General features: G+C 56.1%; 14 protein-coding genes and 1 pseudogene. 2 read left to right on the plus strand and 13 right to left on the minus strand.

Annotation, left to right across the window (positions count from 1 at the left end):
- Nucleotides 1-164: 164 nt before the first annotated feature.
- The 4 genes from CXK91_RS14895 to CXK91_RS14910 are packed head-to-tail and all read right to left on the minus strand — an operon-like array spanning nucleotide 165 to nucleotide 5,666.
- Nucleotides 165-635, minus strand: coding sequence for a hypothetical protein (locus CXK91_RS14895; RefSeq protein ID WP_256055789.1), 471 nt, complete (start codon nucleotides 633-635; stop codon nucleotides 165-167).
- Nucleotides 628-2,499 carry a tyrosine-type recombinase/integrase gene (locus CXK91_RS14900; RefSeq protein ID WP_023118217.1) on the minus strand — a complete coding sequence of 624 codons (1,872 nt, stop codon included), beginning with the start codon at nucleotides 2,497-2,499 and terminating at the stop codon, nucleotides 628-630. The genes CXK91_RS14895 and CXK91_RS14900 overlap by 8 nt, the downstream gene beginning before the upstream one ends.
- Nucleotides 2,492-4,552, minus strand: coding sequence for a hypothetical protein (locus CXK91_RS22745; RefSeq protein WP_015275424.1), 2,061 nt, complete (start codon nucleotides 4,550-4,552; stop codon nucleotides 2,492-2,494). Before CXK91_RS22745 ends, CXK91_RS14900 begins: the two co-directional genes overlap by 8 nt.
- Nucleotides 4,545-5,666 (minus strand): tyrosine-type recombinase/integrase, encoded by a 1,122-nt coding sequence (locus CXK91_RS14910; RefSeq protein ID WP_003246636.1) that lies wholly within the window; start codon nucleotides 5,664-5,666, stop codon nucleotides 4,545-4,547. The genes CXK91_RS22745 and CXK91_RS14910 overlap by 8 nt, the downstream gene beginning before the upstream one ends.
- Nucleotides 5,667-5,936: 270 nt before the next feature.
- Between CXK91_RS14910 and CXK91_RS14915 the strand changes: the two are divergent.
- Nucleotides 5,937-6,200, plus strand: a pseudogene (locus tag CXK91_RS14915) (peptide-methionine (S)-S-oxide reductase); the annotation flags it as partial.
- Between the two features lie 412 nt (nucleotides 6,201-6,612).
- Here the strand turns inward: CXK91_RS14915 and CXK91_RS14920 are convergent.
- The 9 genes from CXK91_RS14920 to bioB all read right to left on the minus strand — a co-directional run bounded on the left by CXK91_RS14920 (nucleotide 6,613) and on the right by bioB (nucleotide 17,064).
- Complete coding sequence (locus CXK91_RS14920) at nucleotides 6,613-8,391, minus strand: acyl-CoA dehydrogenase C-terminal domain-containing protein (protein WP_046617612.1); 1,779 nt, start codon at nucleotides 8,389-8,391, stop codon at nucleotides 6,613-6,615.
- Between the two features lie 139 nt (nucleotides 8,392-8,530).
- A complete protein-coding gene (locus CXK91_RS14925; RefSeq protein WP_103456911.1) occupies nucleotides 8,531-9,820 on the minus strand; it encodes a GGDEF domain-containing protein in 1,290 nt (429 codons plus the stop codon).
- Nucleotides 9,821-9,982: 162 nt separating this feature from the next.
- The gene (locus CXK91_RS14930) at nucleotides 9,983-11,788 is read right to left on the minus strand and encodes a phenylacyl-CoA dehydrogenase (RefSeq protein ID WP_103456912.1); all 1,806 of its coding nucleotides are present in this window, start codon (nucleotides 11,786-11,788) and stop codon (nucleotides 9,983-9,985) included.
- 374 nt (nucleotides 11,789-12,162) lie between these two features.
- Entirely contained in the window at nucleotides 12,163-12,411 is a 249-nt protein-coding gene (locus CXK91_RS14935) for a hypothetical protein (RefSeq protein ID WP_014818868.1), read from the minus strand.
- 87 nt (nucleotides 12,412-12,498) lie between these two features.
- Complete coding sequence (gene bioD / locus CXK91_RS14940) at nucleotides 12,499-13,185, minus strand: dethiobiotin synthase (protein WP_046617610.1); 687 nt, start codon at nucleotides 13,183-13,185, stop codon at nucleotides 12,499-12,501.
- Nucleotides 13,185-14,000, minus strand: a complete 816-nt coding sequence (bioC, locus tag CXK91_RS14945) for a malonyl-ACP O-methyltransferase BioC (protein WP_103456913.1) — start codon at nucleotides 13,998-14,000, stop codon at nucleotides 13,185-13,187. Before bioC ends, bioD begins: the two co-directional genes overlap by 1 nt.
- Nucleotides 13,993-14,718: an alpha/beta fold hydrolase gene (locus CXK91_RS14950; protein ID WP_103456914.1), complete on the minus strand. Its 726-nt coding sequence runs from the start codon at nucleotides 14,716-14,718 to the stop codon at nucleotides 13,993-13,995. Before CXK91_RS14950 ends, bioC begins: the two co-directional genes overlap by 8 nt.
- The gene (bioF, locus tag CXK91_RS14955; RefSeq protein WP_103456915.1) at nucleotides 14,711-15,889 is read right to left on the minus strand and encodes an 8-amino-7-oxononanoate synthase; all 1,179 of its coding nucleotides are present in this window, start codon (nucleotides 15,887-15,889) and stop codon (nucleotides 14,711-14,713) included. Before bioF ends, CXK91_RS14950 begins: the two co-directional genes overlap by 8 nt.
- A gap of 116 nt (nucleotides 15,890-16,005) precedes the next feature.
- Nucleotides 16,006-17,064 carry a biotin synthase BioB gene (bioB, locus tag CXK91_RS14960; RefSeq protein WP_103456916.1) on the minus strand — a complete coding sequence of 353 codons (1,059 nt, stop codon included), beginning with the start codon at nucleotides 17,062-17,064 and terminating at the stop codon, nucleotides 16,006-16,008.
- A 93-nt stretch (nucleotides 17,065-17,157) separates the two neighbouring features.
- Here bioB and CXK91_RS14965 point away from each other — a divergent pair, with 93 nt between their 5' ends.
- Nucleotides 17,158-17,862: a ComF family protein gene (locus CXK91_RS14965; RefSeq protein ID WP_103456917.1), complete on the plus strand. Its 705-nt coding sequence runs from the start codon at nucleotides 17,158-17,160 to the stop codon at nucleotides 17,860-17,862.
- Nucleotides 17,863-17,901: the final 39 nt, after the last annotated feature.

Here is a 17,901-nt window from a genome sequence, read left to right on the forward strand (position 1 = left end):
GAGGTGCTCGCGGCGGCTAAAAACACAGAAATAAGCGGGTGATCTGAGCGTTTTTGATCGATTTGCCGCTTTTAAAATCGGCAGGGGCTGAAGTCAGCCAGAAATACACAACTACTTCAGACCATCCATAGCGAAAACAGAGACGTCTTAATAACGCCAATTGACTAAACGACACTTAAACCGCCGGGGCTACTCCTTAGGCGCTCATTCACCCTCAAAAGCCCCTCACATTTTCTTTTATAGAAGTCAGTTTCAGCCTCATAAATAGCAATCTTCGACAAGGCTTGATCTCTTTCTTTTCGCATGACTTCAACCTGTTTCCTCAATTCTCCATTTATTACCCTCAGCGTCTTTTGTTGCGTTGAAGCGAACACCTCAAGCTCTGATGCTTCTCGAATACTAGAGTTATGAGCGTCGATTGCATCACGAACATGAGAATTCCATGGACTATTGAGGGCAACATTACTTTTCAAGCCCGCACCAGACCAAACGTCCTTGTAAGACCATAGCGCATCTGGTTTTTCCTTCCCCAGTTTCTCAACAACCTTCAACATTGCTTCAGTATTTTTTACCTTCAGGGCCTCTCGATTTTCCTTGAGGCCTACCAAACTGCCACGAGGTTTTTTATTATTCACAATTTAAGCCATCCATTTGACTGAGCAATTTATCAATTTCAGAGATCCTGTCATCTAAATGGGCCACCTTTAGTGGCTGACCAGAAAAGAAGTCTCTCATTCTTTGATTCTCGCTCTTACGCCAGGTCAAGGTTCGCCTCATACCTTCAGCGGGAATAATAGAATTATTACAATCCGCTGGACGACAGTTTGCACTATCTCCCCCACAAAGCGCCTTTTTGGCTCTAAACATACACAAGCCATCATCCATTTGCTCAATAAGCGCTTTCTTGGATAGATTATCCAAGAGCCGCTCTCTATCATCGGCAGACATACCCATAAAAGCCTTCCTATACCCCTCAACCTCATCAGCACCACCGCCAATAATAGGGGCCTGAGTCAGCATAATTTCGTCGTACTTCTCTCTAGACAGGGTAAATTTCTCCTGCTGCAATTCAGAGTAGAGATTTAAGTCACCGTAATTCTTCGTCATCTCAATATCAAAGTGCTTCAATTGATCTTGAAGCTCAACCAAACCAAGACCACTCCTAATCATAAGTCGTGAGAACTTCTTTCTAAACTGATGTGTCGCAACCGGCCACACCTCCCCATCAAATTCCACACAATGATATTCAGCATATTTTTTTAAGGCGCCATTTATGGTAGAAAGTGAGATCCTTTCACCGGTGTTTAGGTAGCCCGAGAAAAGAAAAGAATTTCCTCTCTTATAACGATGAGCCAAGCCTTGTTCAAGCGCCTCCAAAACACGCTCGACGTAAGGAATCGTTTGCCAGAGGTAGCTAGTAGCATCATGCTGCAATTTATTCGTTTTCGACATCAAGAAATAAAAATATTTAACCCCACCATCAACGCTAACCGGTCGCACACTCCAATTATTAGCACGACCAACCTTAATATGGGCCATTTCATGGAACCGCATACCTGAAAACATCGCTATCAAAATATAACCAGCCACAAGGAGCCTTGACTCCAATGTCTTTACTTGATGCCAAGAAGAAATACCATATCTATCCCAAGGAAATGGATTAATCACCTCCACAGAATGCTTATACTCACCAGTGGGCAGCAGCTTTCTAGAAGTTGCTCTTCCAGACTTATATTCCTTACGCTTCGCCCTTATTTCCTCCAATTTGCCAGCAATAGATAAATCATCTATCGCACATTGAATTAGCTTCTTCGCAACCGAGTCCGGCATCTCTGGTGTAGTCTGATATTTTCTAGGTAGTTTTTTCTGCGCACGATCCTTAGCCCATTCCGTTTCACTGCGACTATCTCCAAAAGGCCAAGTACACAATCCGTCAGTAAGCTTTCCAGATTGCTCATAGAGCCACGAGAGCCCATAAATTCTTGACTTAAGCGTCCTATCCGTAATCAATCCTCCAGCTTTATTTGCGGACTCAGCCACCCAATCCTGAAACGCCTGAAAATCAAGATCGATAACATCAGAAAATCTGTCGATCCCCGCTTCTCTCATGAACCTTAAAAGACTTCTGACCCCCTTTGTCATTGCAACGCAAATAGTTGACCACTTGGGATATGTAGAGGGAGGATCAACCAACAATGAATAACAATACTCCTTAACCGAACTCAAATAACACTCATAACCCGGCATGGTTATATCGCTACCATCCTCAAAATGAATCTGGCTGAACTTAAGAACAACGGCCCTTGAGCGTAAACTTGGATACTCAGCAGAAAAATCCCAAACATTATCTTTATAAAATGACAATGTCGATATCTTAATTTTCGCTCTAACCGCCTCCGACACGCCCTTGAGATTAGTGTAAAAGCCCAGCTCATTATTCAACTCTTGGACAATATCTCTCGTAAATAAATATAGAGGAGAGCCTAAACGATCAACCATGCTTTCTCTCCTCATACAAGGAAATATCCCACTCCGGGATTGGAAAACTCAGAGCCTCAGACCTTATCCTCTCAATAACGCCTGAGTCATATTTTACAAGTATATAATTCTCCCAAATGAATCGCTTCTCAGAAGTAGCCTTCCTGTGCTCCAAATCAGTTATATCTCCAACCTGCAAAAGATAATCATGAAAGGCAATGAAGCAGAAGTACTTCTTTATATCAAGAAAGGTTATTATTAAATTCTGACACCCCAAACACACCTCATTACTAGCGCTACATAAGGACCCAGTTTTTTGCCCAGAAACAGGAGATTTCATCGGATCCCTGCAGTGATTTAAAAGAGCCTCGTGCATTCCTTGAGTACTCTCACTTGCTTCCAGAGACTCGCTAATCAAAGAGCCATCCTCAGCAGAGGAAAGTCGAACAAAAACTGCATCCTGATGAACTGCTCGTCGGGTCAGAAAGATTGGATCATCTAACCGCCTCAAATAATCAGCAGTTGTTGAAAGCCTAGCATGTCCTAATAACGCCTGAAGATAGTTCATATCTTCAGTCCTTAAGTATTCACTCCAAGCCATTGCTGGACGAATCAGTCGCGCCTGAATAGATAAAGGTTTACCATCACTGCTTGTTAATGCATGTTTTCGTGAAAAAGCTTGAAGAGCCCTTTTAAATGCGGAGCTACCTAGAGGCTGGCTAACTTTGAAACGATTGGCGTTTGCAATCCACAACTCATCTTGGCCGTCTTCCCTAATAGACTCGGTAATAGCACTCACCCGTTTAATTATCATCGCAGGCCAGCTATCGTTGCCTTTATCAGTAGGAATGGTCATTCCTTTCTTAAAAGACCGATACTTTTTCCAGTTAATCATGACACGACCATCATTCAACGGGTCAGGAACTAGGCAGTCTATTGTCAGGCGCTGGACAGTAAATGGATTCAACTGCGTTCTAATCAAGAGCAACAAGTAATATGGAATCAGGTCCTCTGCTTGAACCCAGCGATATACACCCAACTCCTTGTAAAAATCCTTTATCCTTCCCCCAAAATATTCTTTCAAAGCCCCCCAGAACTCTGGCGCAATTTTCTTCAATTCACTGCCAGATAGAGCTCTGCAACCTAATTTGTTTTCCCAGTACCAGACAAGATAATCTTTCTTTTTCCATGGCGTACGGTAATTGATAGGACAAGGCAACCCCAAATACTTTGGTTTATAATCAGGGCCAGCACCTATGCGGTCATAAAACTCGCTCAAATACTTGACACTGCCATTTTTACCATCCAGTGCCGTAGACTGAAAAAAAGCCTGCCCTTTTGGCAGCTTGTAAAGTGCATTGCTATTAAGCCTCATACATCCACAATTATTCTCCCACCACCAGATTCTATATTCTTCACTGGCCCAATATGACCTACTGCCAGACGGACCAATAGGAGCCACATCTTCTAATGGCGGAGCTATTCCAATCCATTTAGGCTGATACGTCTTCTCAAACTTAGACGCGCTTTCACGCATCCCACGCACAGCCGCATTGAGAATACCTTTCAACTCTTCCTGATCATATCCAATACAGGACGAGACAAGCGAGCTTGACTTGGGAAAGGCATTACGAACGGGAATAAAACTATCGCTAACCTTATAATGGCTACTCATTTGCAAAAATACGGGTGAAATTTTTCGATACATAGAGGCCGCAGTTGAATAGCTTAAACTTTTATCCTTTTTTAGCCATTCCGCAAAGTATCGCAGCGTATCCCCTGAGAGCTGCTCTGCTCTATAGATCAGAACACTTTCAAGAAATTTAAAGAACCTTGGAAGTATCTCGATAATCGCCAACCGACTTAAATGCCCCATCATATTTCTTCGCCTGTAAATAGCCCACACCACTACTCCGAGCACATCCCGAAATGAATCAGAGTATGGCTTGTCACTTAAGTCATATGCATATATTTTCGCCGTGTTCTTACATTCCGCAGTGAATTTAAGCTCTGTTTCAGCACGTTCCTCAGCCACAGTAAGGAAATAAAGAGAGCTAGACCTGTTTTCATCCATTAGCAGCCCCTATCAATCTATCAATCTCATCCTGTAGAGCTCTATATGTCCCAGCGTAGGAAATCAGTAAAGCCGTATGGACATAGAAATTCCGAGTCGTGTTCTCATTGGAGTGCCCCATTAAATTGGCCAACCCCGCCAGATCTTTATTCAAAAGGTAATGGTAAGTACCATATGTATGTCTTAACACATGAGGTACGGTCTTAACCCCAAGCCTCTCACTTGCCCTGGTAAACAACTTTTCTATCCAGTTAGCTGTCAACCTTCGACCTTTTTCACTTAAGAAGAGCACATCATCTACAACATCATTTCCAGCGATCGATTCTATTTTTTCTACAACTCTTTGCCTGTCAAAATCTACGTACTGCCAAAACTTAACAAGCAGCTTATTGGGTATCAAAACCAGTCTTGCTTTCCCCCCCTTGCCGATAACTCTCGCTGGAGTCGAGTGCCCTCTTAGATTAACCTCGGGCAGATCTTTTAAAGGAAACCCTACTACTTCAGATATCCTAAGTCCCGACTGAAGCATAAACGCTCCAATCAACTTATTCCTTAGCCTTACTTCTGAATTAGCGACCCCCGAAACCTCGGAAAGGGTATCAATGAACTTAACAGCAGTTTCCAAGATAAGAAATTTTGTATGATCTTTTATTTCTCTTGAGTGATGTCCTTTGGTGTTATATTTTTTCCGCAACCCGCCGTATGAGCTAGCGACCTCAATTGGATTCAAATCGGGACATAACTTTTTCTCATAACACCATACAAGATAGCGATAAGCACCTGTCGCTCTTGCATTTACAGTATTCCAGCTAAGCGGCACTCCAGATGCCTTTCGATAACCACAGAGCGCATCTACGTAGCTGTCAAAGACATCATCCGTAACATCTATAAGTTCAATTCCGGAGTTTTCCGACCAAACCAAAAACTCTTTAATATGTTCCGCGATAGTTTTCATACTTTTCGGCATTAATCGGCGGGACAAAAACCGCATGTAGGCGTTTGCCTCGCTATATGGTTCAGCTGAATCATTGAAAAACTGCGGAATTTTATGTGAGAGCTGTGATAGCCTCGAATCGTGACTACTGCGAAAGTCAACATTGACAATCAGAACCATGTACTCTCCTCTGTGACCTGTCGCAAAGTCAGTACAAAACAAAGATAAGCCCGGAACGGCTAAATCCAGTTACTCAATTTTTTAAGAAACAAAACTTCGGAACTTTGCGGAAACGCCGAATACGCCTCGGTATCGCGAAATAGCTAATCTGCAACACTCATGGTTGCTGGGCTGCATATTTCGAGAAAGGATCTTCTCAGACCATTCGTAGAAGCTAGGCTGGCGGTGATATCAGTTTACATAGATAGCTGCCAGGCCAAGTCATACTAACAGGGAATGCGGCAGGGTAATGATGTCGGCAGCCAGTATCGTTCGGCGATCTATTGCATGGATGCACAGCAGCGCAGCGAGGCGGAGACGAGTCGTGAACGTTTCCAGCAGCAACTGAGCGCAGCGGGTTTTCCGGCCATCACCACCGAGATCGACGACGCGCCGCCGTTCTTCTACGCAGAGGCCTACCACCAGCAGTATCTGGCAAAGAATCCTGGGGGATATTGCGGGTTGGGCGGCACCGGTGTGTGCCTGCCGAGTTGATGCCGGGACATCGGCCTAAGCCTAAGCGGTCGCAAGGCCGCTTGAATGGCTGACTACTGGCATAAGAACTAAGCAGAAAAGAAAAACCCCGCCGAAGCGGGGCTCTGCAGACTGAATCCTGACATCCATGATCGCGCGCCATCCTGGCGCCGCTCCCTGTGTGATCCTTTTTATTGATTTGCGCTTTCCATGCGCCACGTCCTTAAGCAGTAGATTACCGTCAGACCTTGTGAGCCTGTAGTAGCCATTGTGCATCACGCCTTGTAAGCCTTTTCCTACATCGCGTCATCCTTGATGCAGTGCTGTAAGTCCAGGCTTACATGGTGCGGTTTTTATGACCTGAAGGGCGGCTTAATCGTTCCGCGTCATGGCCAAATAATTTCATATTGCCTTTAGATTAAGCCGCGGCATCTCAGAATTGAGCAGCGTCGAGCAAGTACAGTGACTCGCTTCCGGCCTTGACCGAAGCGCTCAGCGAATGAATTCGCGGCAACAGGCGAGCAAAGTAGAAACGCGCGGTTCCCAGCTTGCTCTGGTAGAAGTCGCCTTCATCCTGTTTGGCGAATGCCGCTACCGCCATGCGTGCCCACATGTACGCATAAGCGGTGTAGCCGAACACGTGCAGGTACTCCACCGAGGCGGCGCCGATTTCGTTCGGATTCACCTTGGCCTGATCGATTACCCAGGCGGTCAGCTCATCCAGATTGTCCATGGCAGCCTTGAGGGGCTCGGCGAACTCCGCCAGCTCCGGACCGGCATCAGCGATGAATGCACGAATTTCATCGACGAAGGCCTGATACATGGTGCCACCACTGCCGACGATCTTGCGCCCAACCAGGTCCAGCGCTTGAATGCCGTTGGTGCCCTCGTATATCTGGGTAATGCGGCAGTCACGCACCAGCTGCTCCTGGCCCCACTCGCGGATGAAGCCATGGCCGCCGAAAATCTGCTGGCCATGTACCGTGGTTTCCAGCCCCATGTCAGTTAGGAAGGCCTTGGCTACCGGTGTCAGCAGCGCCACCTGCGCCTCAGCTCGCAGCCGCGCCTCGTCGTCGTCACTGAACTTGGCGATATCGAGCTGCAGCGCGACATAACTGGAGAACGCGCGACCACCCTCGTTCAGCGCCTTCATGGTCAGCAGCATGCGGCGCACATCCGGATGCACGATGATCGGATCGGCTGCCTTGTCCTGCGCAATCGGTCCGGTCGGTGCGCGGCTCTGGATACGCTCGCGGGCATACTCGATAGCGCTCTGATAGGAGCGCTCGCCAGTCGACAGGCCCTGAATACCGACGCCCAGACGCTCGTAGTTCATCATGGTGAACATCGCTGCGAGGCCCTTGTTCGGCTCGCCGACCATCCAGCCGGTGGCACCGTCGAAGTTCATCACGCAGGTCGCCGAGGCCTGGATACCCATCTTGTGCTCGATGGAACCGCAGGACAGCGAGTTGCGCTCACCCAGGGTGCCGTCCTCGTTGACCATCACCTTCGGCACCAGGAACAACGAGATGCCGCGGGAGCCAGCTGGCGCATCCGGCAGCTTGGCCAGCACCAGGTGGATGATGTTCTCGGTCAGGTCATGCTCGCCGCCGGTGATGAATATCTTGGTGCCGCTGATCTTGTAGGAGCCGTCTGCCTGCGGCTCGGCCTTGGTGCGGATGATGCCGAGGTCGGTACCGGCATGAGGTTCGGTCAGACACATGGAGCCGGACCAGACACCGGCATACATGTTCGGCAGGTACTTCTGCTTAAGCTCCTCGCTGGCGTGGGCGTAGATCGACAGGCAGGCGCCGGACGTCAGCATCGGATAGAGGCCGAAGGCCAGACTGGCGGAGTTCATCATCTCCTCAACCTGAGCCGAGATGACCTTGGGCATCCCCATGCCACCGAATGCCGGATCACCACCGACCCCCACCCAGCCGCCTTCGGCATACAGCTGGTAGGCCTCGCGGTAGCCGGCGGGCGTAGAAACCGCCCCGGCGTCCCAGCGGCAGCCTTCTTCGTCACCGCTGCGGTTGAGCGGCGCGATGCTGTTGGCGGTGATCTTGCCAGCTTCCTCGAGAATTGCATCGGCCGTCTCGGCATCGACCACCTCGGCCAGCGCTGGCAGCGACTGCCAGAGTTTCGGCGCGTCGAAGACTTCATTCAGGACAAAACGCATGTCGCGCAGCGGCGCTTGGTAGTCAGCCATGGCAAGGTTCCTCGCAAGACACTGGGTTGCGACCACTATGGGCCGTTTCCAGCGAGTCTAACCGAATAACCAGGACAGGATTAAGCGTCTTTTTATGACCAGATAGTTTTGATCAGTCACTATCAATACCGATGCAACCCTAACGCGAATGCTCGGCCATGCGCACCGCGCCGCGGCCACTGCCATGCACTCGCAAACAGTTTCTTCCTGCTTTTTTTGCACTGTACAGCGCTTGGTCGGCGGCCTTGATCACCTCTTCCGGACTGCGCTGCTCGCCTTGTCGCTCCGCCACTCCGATGCTGATGGTCACCGCGACCTGGTTCGCCGACGCCGCTCCCCGGGCCATACGGCCGCGACGATCATCCTTCGGCCGATTGTCTGCGTCACGCAGCTGCAGGGCATAAGCCTCCACCGACTGGCGTACCGCCTCGAGGTGCGGCAGGCACTCCTCGATACTGTGCCCAGGAAATACCAGAGTGAATTCCTCACCGCCATAACGATAGGCGCGCCCACCGCCGCCGATCTTGCGCAGGCGGCTGGCAACCATCTTCAGCACCTGATCACCGACGTCGTGACCATAGGTATCGTTGAAGCGCTTGAAGTGGTCCACATCAGCCATCGCCAGCACATACTGCCGCCCCAGGCGCTGCAGTCGCTCATTCAGAGCGCGACGCCCAGGCAGGCCGGTCAGCTCGTCACGAAAGGCCATGAGATAAGCCTCATGAGCGATTGCCGTCACCAGCATCAGCAGTACATGGCTGCTCAGAATGTTGAGGGCGGCATAGCGGCTGAACGTCTGCGGCAGCATCAGCAGAATGCCGAGCAGCGCGATGATCTGCGCCGCATGGGAGGGTCGCGGCTGGCGAAGGTACTGGACGATCAGCAACACCAACGCCACGAGGAACACCGGATACGCCAGCTGGATGAGCGGTAGCCAGTCGGCCTTGAGCGCGGGCCAGCGAATCACCACCAGCCAGGCATGTAACGCTTCCGGAAACCGCTTTGCCAGCGCCACGGCGACGACGCCGACGGCAAACAGCACGGCGGCACGGGCCAGGCCGTCCTGCGCCAGGTGACTGCGCTCTCGCCACACGCCATACAGGCCGTAAAGCAGCGGCAGCAGCAAGCTGCAGAGATGAAAGGTCAGTGCAGCATCGTCCAGCAGAGTGCCATGTGCCCGGTAGTGGTCGGCGTGGATATCGAGGAGGAAATAGGCAAGATAGACGCAGAGCAGCAGAAACAGCTCGCGGATGCGGCCGTACATCATGCAAAGCGCACCGCCGAGCAACAGCAGTACGGTCGGCAGGACGTTATAGAGCGACGTGAAGAACTCGTTCAGCGAAACCTGACGCGCGATGACCTCTCCGCCGAGCAACAGGGCCAATGGCGCGAGAAAATGGCTGAAGCGAGGCGGGACGGTACGCGACACGGCAACTCCGGCATGCTGCCGAGAAAAGCTAGCATTTTGCCTTCTTGCTCCCAGTTGTGCAGCCGAAATACCGGCGAAGATGCGGCAAAAGCAGTACAACGTCTGGATCGGGCACAAAAAAGCCGCTGCAAAGCAGCGGCTTTCCTTTACAACCTCAACCCGTCAGTAACCGAGAGCGAAGTCTTCCTCAGCCATCTGCATCAGGTTGTCGGCACCGGACAGCATGGCGTCGACATGCATGCGGGTACGCGGCAGGATGCGCTGGAAGTAGAACCGCGCAGTCTGCAGCTTCGCCTTGTAGAACGCCTCATCAGAGGTGCCTTCAGCCAGCTTCTCGGCAGCAACCCGCGCCATGTCAGCCCAGAAATAGGCGAGGCAGGCGTAGCCGGAATACATGCAGTAATCGACCGACGCCGCACCGACCATTTCGCGGTCCTTCATCGCGGCCATGCCGATCTTCATGGTCAGCTCGCCCCACTCCTTGTTCAGCTGATTCAGGGGGGTGACGAATTCCTTGATGGCTTCGTTGGCTTCCTGGTTCTGGCAGAACTTGTGCACGATCTTGGTGAAGGACTTCAGCGCCTCACCCTGGGTCATCAGCACCTTGCGGCCCAGCAGGTCCAGCGCCTGAATACCGGTGGTGCCCTCGTACAGCATGGAGATACGCGCGTCACGCACGTTCTGCTCCATGCCCCACTCGGCGATGAAGCCGTGACCGCCGTAGATCTGCACGCCATGGTTGGCCGCTTCGAAGCCCACCTCGGTCATGAACGCCTTGGCGATCGGCGTGAGGAAGGCCAGCAGCGTGTCGGCCTGCTTCTTCTGCTCTTCATCCTGGCTGTTCTTGACGATGTCGACCTGCTTGGCGGTGAAGTAGACCATCGCGCGGTTGCCCTCGGCGAACGCCTTCATGGTCAACAGCATGCGACGCACGTCCGGATGCACGATGATCGGGTCTGCTGGCTTTTCCGGCGCCTTGGGGCCGCTCAGCGCACGCATCTGCAGGCGCTCACGAGCGTACTTGACGCCGCCCTGGAAACCGATCTCGGCATGTGCCAGACCCTGCAGCGCGGTACCCAGACGTGCGGTGTTCATGAAGGTGAACATCGCGTTCAGGCCCTTGTTCGGCGGACCGATCAGAAAACCGGTGGCGCCGTCGAAGTTCATGACGCAGGTCGCGTTGCCGTGGATGCCCATCTTGTGTTCAAGCGATCCGCAGTTCACACCGTTGCGCTCGCCCTTCTCGCCTTCGGCGTTGGGCAGGAACTTGGGCACGATGAACAGGGAGATGCCCTTGGTGCCAGCCGGAGCATCGGGCAGGCGAGCCAGAACGATATGGACGATATTCTCGGCCATGTCGTGTTCACCGGAGGAGATGAAGATCTTGGTGCCGTTCAGCTTGTAGCTGCCGTCGGCCTGGGGCTCCGCCTTGGTGCGCAACATGCCCAAATCGGTACCGCAGTGCGGCTCGGTCAGGCACATGGTGCCGGTCCACTGGCCGGACACAAGCTTGCTCAGATAGGTGTGCTTCTGATCGTCGGTACCGTGGGTAGCGATGGTGTTCATACAGCCATGAGACAAGCCCGGGTACATGCCCCAGGACCAGTTGGCCTGACCGATCATTTCGCTGATCGCCAGACCGAGGGACTCGGGCAGACCCTGACCGCCGTGGTCGACGTCATGGGCCAGACTCGGCCAGCCACCTGCCACGTACTGCTCGTAAGCTTCCTTGAAACCGGTCGGCGTCTTCACGCCCGACTCGCTCCAGGTGCAGCCTTCGATGTCGCCGACGCGATTCAGCGGAGCGAGTACCTGCTCACAGAACTTCGCGCCCTCATCGAGAATCGCGTTGACCATGTCCGGGGTGGCGTCTTCACATCCCGGAAGGCTCTGATAGTGCGCTTCGTAGCCGAGCAGCTCGTCACGTACGAAACGGATATCGCGCAAGGGGGCCTTGTAGTCGGGCATAGCGTAAACCTCAGCGGTGAGTTCTTGTAACAAGCTGACCGGGCGACCCAGCCATCTGAATTCGATTTCGACCGTCGGACTACCAGCCCGAAGGGTCAAACAGGCGTTTGAAACATACGTTTCGACCTGAGCGATGTCAAGCGCAGAACAGGGCGCCACTTGTCGGCTGAATCAGCCAAATTCAGGTCGAGCGAAGGGCAGCCTGGCGAAATTCGTGAATAGGAAATCTGATGTTGCAAAGACGCAGCCAGCCCGGCACCTGCCGAGCTGGCTGGCGGGAACGAAGATGCTGGAAGGAGAAAAGCGAAGCTGGCCGAGCGCATGAATGACGACTCGAATCAGCAAGGAGAATCGATGAGCGCCGGAGTACGCGATCAGGCCTGGGTATCGATCAGCGTGCCGAGGACTTCGTCAGCGCTCTGGATCATACGGGCACCTGCCTTGGCACTGTGTTCACCGACCTTCAACTGGATCAGCTGCTCGGTGATTTCGGTGACCGCCTGGGAGTTGCCCAGCACTGGCGCGTTGGCGGAGGCGATGGAAGAAGCGGCCTGCTCGACGCGCTGCTGACCACCCTGGTAGGCACTGAGGCCCGCGCCCAGAAGGTTATTGGTGATTTGCATGGTGACTCCACGCGCTATCAGGTTGCCAGCATTCAAGCAGATGCCGACACGTACCGCAAGGCGCGAGTCGCCGCAATGCGCGTCCGCTCACACCGGCTGCAACGCGGGCAACGTCAGGTAGCGCGCGACCTGACGCGCCGTTGGCGCAGCGAGGCGAGGCACCTGGCCAAGGCAGGGTGCCGGTAGCAGCTCAGCGAGCGTGGCGAGGTTGTCATCCAGCCGCGATGTGGCAGGGTCGATGATATTCGCCACCCAGCCAGCCAGCGCCAGCCCGTCGCGGGCGATCGCTTCGGCACTGAGCAGCGCATGGTTGATACAACCCAAGCGCACCCCTACTACGAGAATGACCGGTAAACCCAGCGCCGCGGGCAATGCCGACAGATACTCACGCGCATTCAGCGGGACTCGCCAGCCTCCCGCGCCCTCGACCAGAGTGACGCCGGCCTGCCGGGCCATTACCGGTTGCACGGCCTCGATCAGACGAGCGGCGGTCAGTTCGACACCCGCTTCGCGGGCAGCTATGTGCGGGGCAATGGCCGGCTCGAACGCGAACGGGTTGACCGTCGCATAGTCCAGCGCAAGGCTGCACTCGGCCAGCAGAGCCAGCGCATCGCTGTTACGTAAACCCTGCTCGGTCCTTTCGCAGCCTGAGGCGACCGGCTTCACCGCCGCGGTGGACAACCCCGCCAGGCGCGCTGCATGCAGCAGGCCCGCGGCGATAGTGGTCTTGCCAACATCGGTATCGGTGCCGGCAATGAAGAAAGCGCGATGCATCATGGCTCCTTGTGCAGAATGCCGTAGATCACCTGATAGGTCGCCGGAAGCCCCTCGGGACGGCGGAACCCTTCGTAGGCCTCGACCAGCGCGCGGATGCGTGCACGCCCGGTCAGTCCATCCGGGCGACCCGGATTCAGGTTGTGCGCACCCAGCGCCTTGAGCTCATGGGTCAGCTGGCGCAGATCGGGGAAATGCAGCACTTCCGGGCGCACTTCGAGACTCGCCAATCCCAGACCGCAGCCCCTACACAGCGTCTGGTAGGCCTCCCGCGAGCGGAAGCGGTTGACGTGAGCGAAGCCGTCCACCGCCTGCCAGCTGTCCCGCAGCTCCTGCAGGGTACCGCTGCACAGACTGGTGAAGGCAAAGATGCCGCCCGGACGCAGCACCCGCCGCACTTCGCTCAGCACGCTGTCAAAATCCTCGCACCACTGCAGTGCCAGGCTCGAATAGATCAGGTCGACAGTGCCATCACGCAGCGGCAGCCGCTCGGCGTCACCGGTGACGAAATGCCGTGCGCCGCCCTGCGGCCGTGCATGGCGCAGCATGCCCTCGGCGATATCCAGTGCCAGGCCATCGGCCTCCGGAAAGGCCGCAGCCAGGACGCGGGAGAAGTAGCCGGTGCCGCTGCCAAGATCGAGCCAGCGGCCGGGTTGCCGAGTGGAGGGCAGTCGGGCCAGCAATTGATTGCCGACCTGTCGCTGCAGTGCGGCGACGCTGTCGTAACTGCCCGCAGCACGGGAAAACGATGCCGCGACTTGGCGCTTATCAGGCAACTGCGCCGGCGGACGCTCGCTGAGCGATGCTTCAGTCATCCTCGCCATCACCCATAAACGCCAGCATTGCCGTCGCCACGTCGTCGGCACGCTCCAGCGGCAGGCCGTGGCTGGCATTGGCCAGCACATCGACTTCTACATCCGGCAGACAGGCCAGCAGCGCATCTGCCGCTGACGCCGGCACCAGCGCATCACCATCGGCGAACAGATGCAGCTGTGGCCCCACATAACCTTGCAGCGCCTCGCGGCCGTCCAGCTCGGCGAGCAGGCGCAGACCCGCGGCCGACACCGCCTGCGGCTGCTCGAGCAGGCTAACCTGCAGTTGCCGCGCCAGCGTGCGCGGATCGTAGGCACTGCGACTGCACAGCAGGCTGAAGCGCTTTAGTGTGTCCTCTGGCCCCAGCTGGAACGCCGCTTCGAACGCATCGAACACTTCCGCAGGCATCGCCGTCGGCCAGTCGTGACGACTGCGAAAACAGGGGTTGCTGCACAGCGTAATCAACCCGGGGCAATTGTCGCCACGCAGCGCTGCCAGCTGGGTCGCCAGCATGCCCCCCAGTGACCAGCCGGCAAGCCAGCTGTCGTTCGGCAGCCGTGCGTCCAGCTCGTGAAGCCAGGCCTCCGGTTGCTCCATGGTCGGCAAAGGGGCGATGTCGACCTGCAGTCGCGGTTCGCGGTCGCGCAGCAACTCGGCCAGCGGCTCCAGCGCAGCCGAGCTGAACGCCCAGCCTGGCAGAAGAATCAGTCGATCACGCATCGTCCTCCTCCTTGGGCAACAGAGCCCAGCACTCGGCCAGCGTCTCCAGCAAGCGCTCCAGTTGCGCATCGCTGTGGCTCGCGGTGAAGGTGATTCGTAGCCGGGCACTACCGGCCGGAACGGTCGGCGGGCGAATGGCGCCGACCAGGATGCCGCGTTCGCGCAGCAATGCCGACAGCCTTAACGCCCGTTCACTGCTGCCCACCAGCACCGGCTGGATCGGCGTCGGGCTGTCCATCAGCGTCAGTCCGATCTGCTGCGCGCCCTCGCGGAAACGCGCGACCAGCCGGTTCAGATGCTCTCGGCGCCAGCCCTCGCTGCGCAACAGCTCCAGACTTTTGAGTGTGGCACAGGCTACCGCCGGCGGCTGGCTGGTGGTGTAGATGTAGGGCCGGGCGAACTGGATCAGCGTTTCGATCAGCTCCTCGCTGCCGGCGACGAATGCGCCTGCGGTGCCGAAGGCCTTGCCGAGGGTGCCGACCAGTACCGGGACATCATCGATGCCCTGGCCGAAATGCTCGACTATGCCGCCGCCCGTTGCGCCCAGCGGACCGAAGCCATGGGCATCGTCGACCATCACCCAGGCGCCGCGCTGCTTCGCCGTGGTGCAGATCGCCGGCAGGTCGGCGAGATCACCGTCCATGCTGAATACGCCATCGGTCACCACCAGGGTATTGCCGCTGGCCTTGTCCAGACGCTTGGCGAGACTCTCGGCGTCGTTGTGCAGGTAGCGCGAGAAGCGTGCGCCGGAGAGCAGGCCGGCATCGAGCAGGGAGGCGTGATTGAGACGATCTTCCAGCACCGTATCGCCCTGCCCTATCAACGCGGTCACCGCGGCCAGATTTGCCATATAGCCAGTGGAAAACAGCAACGCCCGTGGTCGCCCAGTGAATTCGGCAAGCGCTTCTTCGAGCTGGTGATGAGGGGTGCTGTGGCCGATCACCAGATGCGAAGCCCCGCCACCGACGCCCCATATCGCGGCGCCCTGCTGCATGGCTGCGACCACCTCGGGGTGATTGGCCAGGCCCAGATAGTCATTGGAACAGAACGCCAGCAGGCGCTCGCCATCAACCGTTGCCTCCGGCTGCTGTGGCGTCTGCAGCAATGGGCGCTGGCGATAGAGATGGGCAGCGCGGCGCTCGGCGAGACGGGCGGACAGATCGAAGCTCATGGGTGCACCGACAGAGGATGGAAAACCACAGGCGGGTTACCCACCCTACGAATGGCTTGGGCTGGCCGCGAAGGATGAACGCGCAGCTGACGCTTCATCCATCCACGACGAGCCGGTCAGGCCGAAGCAGCGTTGTAGAACAGTTTGGAATCGCGCTGCTCGATCAGTGCTTGCTCGATGGCGGCCTGATGCACTTCGTCGGCGTGCTCGTGGCGCTCTTCCGGCTTGATACCCAGGCGCGCGAACAACTGCATGTCCTTGTCCGCCTGCGGGTTGGCGGTGGTCAGCAGCTTCTCGCCGTAGAAGATCGAGTTGGCACCGGCGAGGAACGCCAGGGCCTGCATCTGCTCGTTCATCTGCTCGCGACCGGCGGATAGTCGCACATGGGATTTCGGCATCATGATCCGCGCCACGGCGAGCATGCGGATGAAGTCGAACGGATCGACGTCCTGTTCGTCGGCCAACGGCGTGCCCTTGACCTTGACCAGCATATTGATCGGCACCGATTCCGGGTGCTCCGGGAGGTTGGCCAGCTGGATCAGCAGGCCGGCGCGGTCGTCCAGCGACTCGCCCATGCCGAGAATGCCGCCGGAGCAGATCTTCATCCCCGCCTCGCGCACGTAGCTCAGCGTTTCCAGACGCTCGCCATAGGTGCGGGTGGTGATGATGTTGCCGTAGTACTCCGGCGAGGTGTCGAGGTTGTGGTTGTAGTAGTCCAGCCCCGCCGCCGCCAGCGCCTTGGTCTGCTCCTGATCGAGCTTGCCGAGGGTCATGCAGGTTTCCAGGCCCATCGCCTTGACCCCTTCGACCATCTTCAGCACGTAGGGCATGTCCTTGGCCGATGGGTGCTTCCAGGCGGCGCCCATGCAGAAACGCGTCGAGCCGATGGCCTTGGCTTCGGCCGCAGCCTCCAGCACCTTCTGCACTTCCATCAGCTTCTCTTTATCGAGGCCGGTGTTGTAGTGCCCGGACTGCGGGCAGTACTTGCAGTCTTCCGGGCAGGCGCCGGTCTTGATCGAGAGCAGCGTGGAGACCTGCACGCGGTTGGCGTCGAAGTGCTGGCGGTGCACGGTCTGCGCCTGGAACAGCAGATCGTTGAAGGGTTGCTCGAAGAGCGCCTTGACCTCGGCGAGGGTCCAATCATGACGCGTAATGGAGGCGGAGGTGGCGCTCATGGGCATTCCTTGTAATTAATAGCGGCTCGGCGGCCTGGCACGGATGCGGAATGTTTAGCCAAGCTCGATACGCTGTCAACCAGGAAAGGAATCATGGTTTACAACTGGTCAATTAATATACAAAACTGCCTGCTGTGCGATGAACCTTGCGACGGTCACCCACTGTGCGGCCCTTGCGAAGCCGAACTGCCCTGGCTCGATGGCCGGTGTGCAACCTGTGCCGTGCCACTGCCTACACACGGGCTGGTCTGCGGCGAATGCCAGAAAAGGCCGCCAAGCTATGACCACGTCGAGGTGCCCTGGCGCTTCGCCTTTCCCGTGGATGCGCTGATCACCCGTTTCAAGCATCAGGCGCGCTGGCCGTTTGGGCGATTGCTTGGCGAGCGGCTGGGGCTGCATCTGCAGCACGCCTTCACCGACGGGCTGCCGCAGCCTGATCTTCTCGTGCCGGTGCCGCTGGCCCGCCGACGCCTGCGCCAACGCGGCTTCAATCAGGCGCAGATGCTGGCCCAGTGGCTGGGCGGCGCGCTGACACTGCCGGTCGACGAGCATCTGCTGGAACGCGTCGTCGATACGCCCCCGCAGCAGCAACTGGACGCCGCCACGCGACGGCGAAATCTGCGCCAGGCGTTTTGCCTGGCGCCGGGTACCGACATCAAGGGCCGCCATCTGGCGCTGATCGACGACGTGCTGACCACCGGTGCGACCGCCGAGGCGCTGGCGCGACTGCTCAAGCGTGCGGGTGCGGTGCGAGTGGATGTCTACTGCCTGGCACGCACGCCCAAGCCAGGCGACTGATAGCGGCGGACGCGCGGTTGTTTAAAAGCCCCGGTGCAA

The organism is Stutzerimonas stutzeri, assembly GCF_002909485.1.
Taxonomy (GTDB): Bacteria; Pseudomonadota; Gammaproteobacteria; order Pseudomonadales; family Pseudomonadaceae; genus Stutzerimonas; species Stutzerimonas stutzeri_AH.

Bases quoted from the DNA above. Each gene is read 5' to 3' on its own strand.
- bioB (WP_103456916.1), bottom strand. From the start codon at position 17,064: ATGAGCGCCACCTCCGCCTCCATTACGCGTCATGATTGGACCCTCGCC.
- CXK91_RS14935 (WP_014818868.1), bottom strand. From the start codon at position 12,411: ATGCAAATCACCAATAACCTTCTGGGCGCGGGCCTCAGTGCCTACCAG.
- CXK91_RS14950 (WP_103456914.1), bottom strand. From the start codon at position 14,718: ATGCGTGATCGACTGATTCTTCTGCCAGGCTGGGCGTTCAGCTCGGCT.
- CXK91_RS22745 (WP_015275424.1), bottom strand. From the start codon at position 4,552: ATGGATGAAAACAGGTCTAGCTCTCTTTATTTCCTTACTGTGGCTGAG.
- CXK91_RS14965 (WP_103456917.1), top strand. From the start codon at position 17,158: ATGGTTTACAACTGGTCAATTAATATACAAAACTGCCTGCTGTGCGAT.
- bioD (WP_046617610.1), bottom strand. From the start codon at position 13,185: ATGCATCGCGCTTTCTTCATTGCCGGCACCGATACCGATGTTGGCAAG.
- CXK91_RS14900 (WP_023118217.1), bottom strand. From the start codon at position 2,499: ATGGTTGATCGTTTAGGCTCTCCTCTATATTTATTTACGAGAGATATT.
- CXK91_RS14930 (WP_103456912.1), bottom strand. From the start codon at position 11,788: ATGCCCGACTACAAGGCCCCCTTGCGCGATATCCGTTTCGTACGTGAC.
- bioF (WP_103456915.1), bottom strand. From the start codon at position 15,889: ATGAGCTTCGATCTGTCCGCCCGTCTCGCCGAGCGCCGCGCTGCCCAT.
- CXK91_RS14920 (WP_046617612.1), bottom strand. From the start codon at position 8,391: ATGGCTGACTACCAAGCGCCGCTGCGCGACATGCGTTTTGTCCTGAAT.
- bioC (WP_103456913.1), bottom strand. From the start codon at position 14,000: ATGACTGAAGCATCGCTCAGCGAGCGTCCGCCGGCGCAGTTGCCTGAT.
- CXK91_RS14910 (WP_003246636.1), bottom strand. From the start codon at position 5,666: ATGGTTCTGATTGTCAATGTTGACTTTCGCAGTAGTCACGATTCGAGG.